Here is a 6,623-nt window from a genome sequence, read left to right as displayed (position 1 = left end):
TATTCTTTGAACCGGACGGAACCGTACCTTTCTTGAAAGAAAGGTACCCAAAGAACTTTTGCAGAGGTCGTCCCGGTGGGCCGACCACGGGTTATCTCCGCCTTGTTTCGTTGGGCTGAGATTTTCAGGCGAGGCGCGCTAATAATAAGGCTAATACCCAAGCGCGCCACACCGGAAAATCCAGCCCAACTAATCGGGCAGACACGGCCAGAGCATCCCGCAGGGATGCGCTCTAAAGTTTTTTTGGTTCTTTTTGTTCACAAAAAGAACAGTTCGAGGCGGGACAAAGAACGAGAAAAGAACGGTTATTTCAGATCGTGTTTGATTCGGCGAGCTGCCGCGATTGCCTCGTTCAGCGTCTCGCCGATCGTCTTCGGCCCCGTCGCCGTACCCGCCAGGTAGACACCCCGCTGCGCGCTCAGCACCGTACCCGTATAAGGGTTCTGCGGCGCGAAAAAGCCGTTCGCCTGCGTCGGAAGCCCCAGCGAACCGCAACACGCCGGTGCACGCATCCCCACCAACAACACCAGCATGTCCACCGTCATCCGCAGCGGACGCCCCACCAGCGTGTCCTCGACCTTGAGCTGGATGCGTTTGTCGAGCGTCTCGCCCGCCTCCGAAATCCGGCCCCGGATATAGGTCACGCCGTGTTCGACCTGCGATTTCCGGTACAGCTCCTCGTAGCCGTTGCCGAAAGCTCGCAAATCCATGTAAAAATTGGTCACCTGCACCCCCGGCACCGCCTCGGTCAACTCGATCGCCTGCTTGATGCCCGTGATGCAACACACTTTAGAGCAGTGGAACTGTCCCACTTTCTCGTCCCGCGAGCCTACGCAGTGCAGTATCGCGACCCGTTCGGGCGCCTCGCCGCTGCGCATCGCGACCCGTCCCGTGCGGAACATCCGTTCAAGTTCGGCCGAGGTGACGACGTTTTCATACATCCCGTACCCGTACTCCTCCTTGAGCCGCGCATCGAACAGGTCGAAGCCCGTCGTCACCACCGCGGCGCGCCCTTCATACCGTTCGCCGTCTGCGGTCACTGCGGTCACGCCGCTTGCATCGGAGGTCAGGGAGGCGATTTCGCACCCGATCTTCGTTTCGATCTCCTGCACTGCCGCCGAAAGTTCGTCGATCACCTCCCGGGCGGGCAACTGGGTGGGGAAAAGCCGATCCCAATCGGCTACGTGACCTCCCAACGAGGAGGAACGTTCGAGAATCAACGGCGAAAAACCCTCTTCGCGCAAAACTGCGGCGGCTTGCATCCCCGCGATGCCGCCGCCGATCACCAATATGCGTTCCTGTGCCATAGGCTGGTTTGTGTGGTCGTTTATAAGGTGGTGGAATTATAAGCTTCGGTCGATAAGGGCTGGCCGATGAATTTGCCGTTCTTGCCCAAATATTTGGCCGAGGGGTCGTACTCGACGCCCAGTTTGTCCAGCAGGAGCTCGACGGGCACCTGATGCATCTGAAGGCCCAGGTCCCACGGGTCGATCCCCATCACGAGGCCGGCCATCTCTTCGTAGGTGAGGACGGGGATGGCATACCGGCTGCCGGTCATGGCGTTGAGGGTGAATTGCCACCGGTCGAGAAACATGGCGCAGCCGGGACAATTGGCGACGATAAAGTCGGGGTGATACGGGGCCATGGATTCGAGTTTCTTCTGGGAGTTGGCGACGGAATAGCCGCGGTTGGCCTGCACGAGGTAGTTCCGGAAGCCGAATCCGCAGCAGTGGCGCCGTTCGGGGTAGTCTACGGAGGCGCCGCCCCAGGACTCGACCATGCCGGCCAACACGTAAGGAAACTCTGCCCCGCCGATCCCTTTCTTGGGAAAAACTTTGGCGTAGTGGCAGCCGATGTGGTCGACGACTTTGAGGGGTTCGCCGGTCTCGGCATTCACCAACCGCCGCACGCCTTTGGCGGCGATCTGTTCGCGCACGTGGAACATCAAATCGGAGGTGTGAACCAAGGTCTTGGGTTTCCGAAATTCGCGGCCGGTGGCTTTGAAGAGGTTCTCGCGGGCTTTTTCTTCCAATTCGGGAAAGTGGTGCCACATGTCGAGCACTTCGCTATAAATCCCGAAGGAGGTGATGCACGAGGCGACGTAGTTCTCGTAGCCGCACTCGGTCATCAGGGCGAACTGACGGGCTACGATGGCCATGGTGGTCTCCAGGGGCACGACGTCGGAGTGGTAGCCGATGCCGGTACAGGTGGTGTGCCGGGGGTCTTCGATGATGTCCATCCCGAGGTCGTTCCGCAGGATATCGAGAAAGGCTTTCTCGGAGCCGGGAAAGAAGTTCTGCCGAATGCAGCTCCGGGCGTAATAATAATGATCGTCGGCGATCTCTTTGCTGTATTCCTGCCAGTTGGCGAATCTATATTGCATCTCGCGTTGTTATCACTTGATTATTTGTACTTGCTTGGGAGGGTACTGTTCTTTTTAACTTCGCTATGCTCGTTTTCCTCCTCGCCGCTCGGCAATTTGCAAACTGTGTTTGCATTGCGCTCGCTGGCAGCGTCGGTTGTGAACAAAAAGAACAGTTCGAGGCGGGACAAGGAACGAGAAAAGAACGATCAATCACAAGGTGTGATGACCGCTGTTGAACGTATAGACATAGTTCAGGTATTCCTCTTCGTCCATCCCCAGTTCGGCCGCCTTTTTCATCGAGCAGCGTTCGATGTTTTCGAGGAACTCCGTGCCGCCGCTCACATCGAAAATACGCCGGAACTCTGCCAGGCTCTCCGGGTCGATCGCACGAGCCGGGCCAGGCCCCGCCTTTTTGTAATTGTCCGTGAACCGGGCGAAAAGGTCGTCGTCGTGTTCGTGCACCCACGCCCACACCGGGCCCTGCTCCGGGTGCATCCGCGGCGCGACACGCGTCGGATGAACGCAATATCCCAGTTCCATCATATTCTGCCCCAACAGCCTCCCCAAGGCATACTGCTGGCGTCCTTTTTCGGACTCGGTGAAAAAGCCGTATTTCTGGGACAACCGCCGCAAGGCCTGAATCACATAAGCCGGCGTATTCCCCCGCGGACACCGCGGACGGCACGACATACATTCGCCGCAGTACCAGATGGTATCGCTTTTCATCAAGGCTTCGATGCTGGCATCGTCGCGGGCCTGCACGTCGTCGACGATCTGCCGCGGGTCGTAGTTGTAGTACTCCGCAGCGGGACAAACCGCTGTACAGGCTCCGCAATTCATACAGGCGTTCAGCCCCTCGCGGAAGCGGTGATCCTGCATCAGTTCGTCGAAATATTTTCCCATGGATAGAGTCGGTGTCAATTACCGGTAAACAAAAGTACATCGGGCGATAAGATCGTCGGATAGTCTTATCACCTATTTTAGATGGGTATTTATACGTAAATCCCTGTTTGGATCCACAAGGTCTGGATGAGGGGCTCGGTCGCTCCGGGCTTCCGCGACGCGGGGAACAATGGACGACTGGGTGTGCTGGGCCGTGTCGGCAACAACGGTTACAGCTGGTCGTCCGGGGGCAGCGGAATCAACGGCTTATTTTTGCATTTCGCGGCGCAGTATCTCGATCCCTGCGATACGAGTCCTCGCGGTCACGGTCTTCAGTTGCGTTGCCTCTCGGAATAAACGGTGCCGCTCGGCACGCGAAAGCTATCCGGGTCTACCCTATCTGTGGATTGACTTTATGCGGCCGGGGCCAGCGGGGGCTGCATGAGCATAGCAAGGTTGCGGGCCTACGCCGGGGTGGCGCCGGCCCGCGCGACTCTGCGAGCCGCAAATGCTCAGCCTAACTCATCACCCAAATCTCTTGGGTTCGGCCTGTCGCCCATCCCCCCGAAGCCGCTACGCGGCTTGGGCGACGAGGCCGGCGGTTCGTAGAACCGCGTTACTTGCTCTCAGCCTATAGCAGCTGTTCGCCGCCAGCGGGGAGTGCAACGAGCCCCGACGAGTTGCAGTCCGCCGCGTGGGGTGGCGGCGAACTGCGCGACCCAAAGGGTCGCAGAAGCTCGGCCCAAAGCACCGCCTCAATTCTCCGTCCCGTGTCCGCCTCACTGCGGCTTCGCTTTCGCTCCGCCGCGCTTTTCGCGCGCCTGCGCGATTCATTCTATATTCGGCTCACCGCAAAACGAGTGAAATTCCTCTTTAAGCGGGCGGGTGACGGATTTTTCGTGCAGGATCGAGTTTTTTCGCGCGCCGTTCTTTGTCCGCGCGCCTCGCGCGATTCAGCTATATTCGGCTACCGCCGAAATAGTTGAATCGCTTCTTTAGGCGGGGCGCGCGGTCGAGCTTTGCCCCGCCTGAAACTGCCCTGCGCGGGCGGCGTCCGGGTGACCCCGGCGGGACGGGCGAAACTGTGTTTCGCTATGGCAACCTCGGCCCAATGCTCTGGTACAAAAAAGCCCGGCGAAGGCCGGGCTGGAAACATCTCAACTACAAAATCTTCGTCCGCTTCCGCGACTTACCTATCCCCGCTTTCGATTCGCCTCGCACACTGTTCTTAACTGACGGCGAAACTCTCCCCGCGTGCTCCGACGACGGCAACTTACGCTGCAAAGCAAACATCTCGTCCCGATAACGCGCCGCGGTCAGAAAGTCCAACTCTTTGGCCGCCTGTTCCATCATCTCCCGCGCCCGGGCGATCGCACTCTCGATATCCGATGCCGACATGTAATCCACCACCGGGTCTGCCACCATCGACAACGGAGCCTCCATATCGTACACCACTCCCGCATCTCCCGTCGCGCTGCCCGTTCCGAACGGCCGTTCGACCGTCGTCGCCCCCGCGGCAGCCACCTTGGCGGATGGCAGAGAGGCCGCCAGCGGAGAATCTTCTCCCAAGGTCGATTTGCTCATCTTCTGCACCGCCTGAGGCGTAATTCCGTGCGACAGGTTGTAATTCATCTGCTTCTCGCGCCGCCGCTCCGTCTCGTCGATCGTCTGGCGCATCGAGTCGGTAATCTTGTCGGCATACATAATCACCCGCCCCTCCAAGTGGCGCGCCGCACGACCCGCCGTCTGAGTCAGCGAACGCGCCGAACGCAGGAAACCCTCCTTGTCGGCGTCCATAATCGCCACCAGCGAGACCTCCGGCAAGTCCAGCCCCTCTCGCAACAGGTTGACCCCCACCAGCACGTCGAATCGACCGGCACGCAGATCGTCCATGATTTCGATCCGTTCCAAAGTATCCACATCGGAATGGATATACCGACACCGAATCCCCACCTTTTCGAAATAGCGGGTCAGCTCTTCGGCCATCCGCTTGGTCAGCGTCGTGACCAGCACGCGTTGGTCTTTCTCGGCCCGTACCTCGATCTCGCCGATCAGGTCGTCGATCTGGTCGGCTGTCGGACGTATCTCGATCTCCGGATCGAGCAGCCCCGTCGGGCGAATCACCTGCTCGACCACTACCCCTTCCGACTTGTTCAGCTCGTAGTCGGCCGGGGTGGCGCTCACGTAAACGGCCTGAGGCACTAACGCTTCGAATTCTTCGAACTTCAGCGGCCGGTTGTCGATGGCGGCCGGAAGCCGGAAACCGTACTCCACGAGGTTCTTTTTCCGGGCGTGGTCGCCGCCGTACATGGCTCGTATCTGAGGTATGGTCACGTGGCTCTCGTCAATGATGATCAGGAAGTCGTCCGGGAAGTAGTCCAGCAGACAGAATGGCCGTGTCCCGGGCAGCCGCCCGTCGAAGTAGCGCGAGTAGTTCTCGATCCCGGAGCAATAACCCAGCTCTTTGATCATTTCGAGGTCGTACTCGACCCGCTGCTTGAGCCGCTTGGCGTACTGCTCTTCGCCGCGCTGCATAAAGAAATCGTACTGGGCGGAGAGGTCGTGCTGGATCTGGATCACGGCCGAGTTGATCCGGTCGCGGGTGGTGACGAAGATATTGGCGGGATAGATGGTCACGCGATCGAGCTGCTCGAGCCGCTGGCCGGTAATCGGGTCGATGGAATGGATCTCTTCGACGGTGTCGCCCCACTGCACGATGCGATAGGCCTTATCCCCGTAGGCCACGTGCACGTCCACCGTATCCCCTGCCACGCGGAATGTGCCTCGGCTGAATTCGATGTCGTTCCGGGAGTAGAGGCCGTCGACGAGCTGATAGAGCAGTTTTTGCCGCGGCAGGTCTTCGCTCTGTTTGATTTGAATGGTATTGGCGTGGAAGTCGGAGGGGTTCCCGATCCCGTAGAGGCAGGATACGGAGCTGACGACGACGATATCGTTCCGACCGGAGAGCAGCGAGCTGGTGGTGCTGAGCCGCAGTTTCTCGATCTCGTCGTTGATGGAGAGGTCTTTCTCGATGTAGGTGTCGGAGGTGGGGAGGTAGGCTTCGGGCTGGTAGTAGTCGTAGTAGGAGACGAAGTATTCGACGGCGTTCTCGGGGAAAAATCCGCGGAATTCGCCATAAAGCTGTGCGGCGAGGGTCTTGTTGTGGCTGAGCACGAGGGCGGGTTTGCCGAGCTCCCGGATGACGTTGGCCATGGTGAAGGTCTTCCCGGAGCCGGTGACGCCCAGCAGGGTGTTATGCCGTGTCCCGTCCTGCAACGAACGAACCAAAGCGGCGATCGCTTCGGGTTGGTCGCCGGTGGGGGCGAAGTCGGAATGCAGTACGAAGTCCATCTTATCGGTTAATTAACGTCGCAGG

Annotated in this window: 5 protein-coding genes; 1 reads left to right on the top strand and 4 read right to left on the bottom strand. The window is 59.2% G+C overall.

Annotated elements, in window-relative coordinates:
- Positions 1-305: 305 nt before the first annotated feature.
- The 3 genes from QZ302_RS02810 to QZ302_RS02800 form a co-directional block, all read right to left on the bottom strand.
- The gene (locus QZ302_RS02810; RefSeq protein WP_294592235.1) at positions 306-1,307 is read right to left on the bottom strand and encodes an FAD-dependent oxidoreductase; all 1,002 of its coding nucleotides are present in this window, start codon (positions 1,305-1,307) and stop codon (positions 306-308) included.
- 20 nt (positions 1,308-1,327) lie between these two features.
- Positions 1,328-2,383, bottom strand: a complete 1,056-nt coding sequence (locus tag QZ302_RS02805; protein ID WP_294592231.1) for a heterodisulfide reductase-related iron-sulfur binding cluster — start codon at positions 2,381-2,383, stop codon at positions 1,328-1,330.
- Positions 2,384-2,575: 192 nt separating this feature from the next.
- The gene (locus QZ302_RS02800; RefSeq protein ID WP_294592229.1) at positions 2,576-3,268 is read right to left on the bottom strand and encodes a 4Fe-4S dicluster domain-containing protein; all 693 of its coding nucleotides are present in this window, start codon (positions 3,266-3,268) and stop codon (positions 2,576-2,578) included.
- 126 nt (positions 3,269-3,394) lie between these two features.
- Here QZ302_RS02800 and QZ302_RS02795 point away from each other — a divergent pair, with 126 nt between their 5' ends.
- Positions 3,395-3,604: a hypothetical protein gene (locus QZ302_RS02795; RefSeq protein ID WP_294592227.1), complete on the top strand. Its 210-nt coding sequence runs from the start codon at positions 3,395-3,397 to the stop codon at positions 3,602-3,604.
- An 804-nt stretch (positions 3,605-4,408) separates the two neighbouring features.
- Here QZ302_RS02795 and uvrB read toward each other — a convergent pair.
- The gene (gene uvrB / locus QZ302_RS02790; RefSeq protein WP_294592225.1) at positions 4,409-6,598 is read right to left on the bottom strand and encodes an excinuclease ABC subunit UvrB; all 2,190 of its coding nucleotides are present in this window, start codon (positions 6,596-6,598) and stop codon (positions 4,409-4,411) included.
- Positions 6,599-6,623 lie beyond the last annotated feature (25 nt).

It is taken from the genome of uncultured Rikenella sp. (assembly GCF_910579375.1).
Taxonomy (GTDB): domain Bacteria; phylum Bacteroidota; class Bacteroidia; order Bacteroidales; family Rikenellaceae; genus Rikenella.
This window is presented reverse-complemented; position numbering and strand designations above follow the sequence as displayed.

Excerpts from the sequence above, each read along its gene's own strand:
- QZ302_RS02810 (WP_294592235.1), bottom strand. The coding sequence starts at position 1,307 with ATGGCACAGGAACGCATATTGGTGATCGGCGGCGGCATCGCGGGGATG.
- QZ302_RS02805 (WP_294592231.1), bottom strand. The coding sequence starts at position 2,383 with ATGCAATATAGATTCGCCAACTGGCAGGAATACAGCAAAGAGATCGCC.
- QZ302_RS02800 (WP_294592229.1), bottom strand. The coding sequence starts at position 3,268 with ATGGGAAAATATTTCGACGAACTGATGCAGGATCACCGCTTCCGCGAG.
- QZ302_RS02795 (WP_294592227.1), top strand. The coding sequence starts at position 3,395 with ATGAGGGGCTCGGTCGCTCCGGGCTTCCGCGACGCGGGGAACAATGGA.
- uvrB (WP_294592225.1), bottom strand. The coding sequence starts at position 6,598 with ATGGACTTCGTACTGCATTCCGACTTCGCCCCCACCGGCGACCAACCC.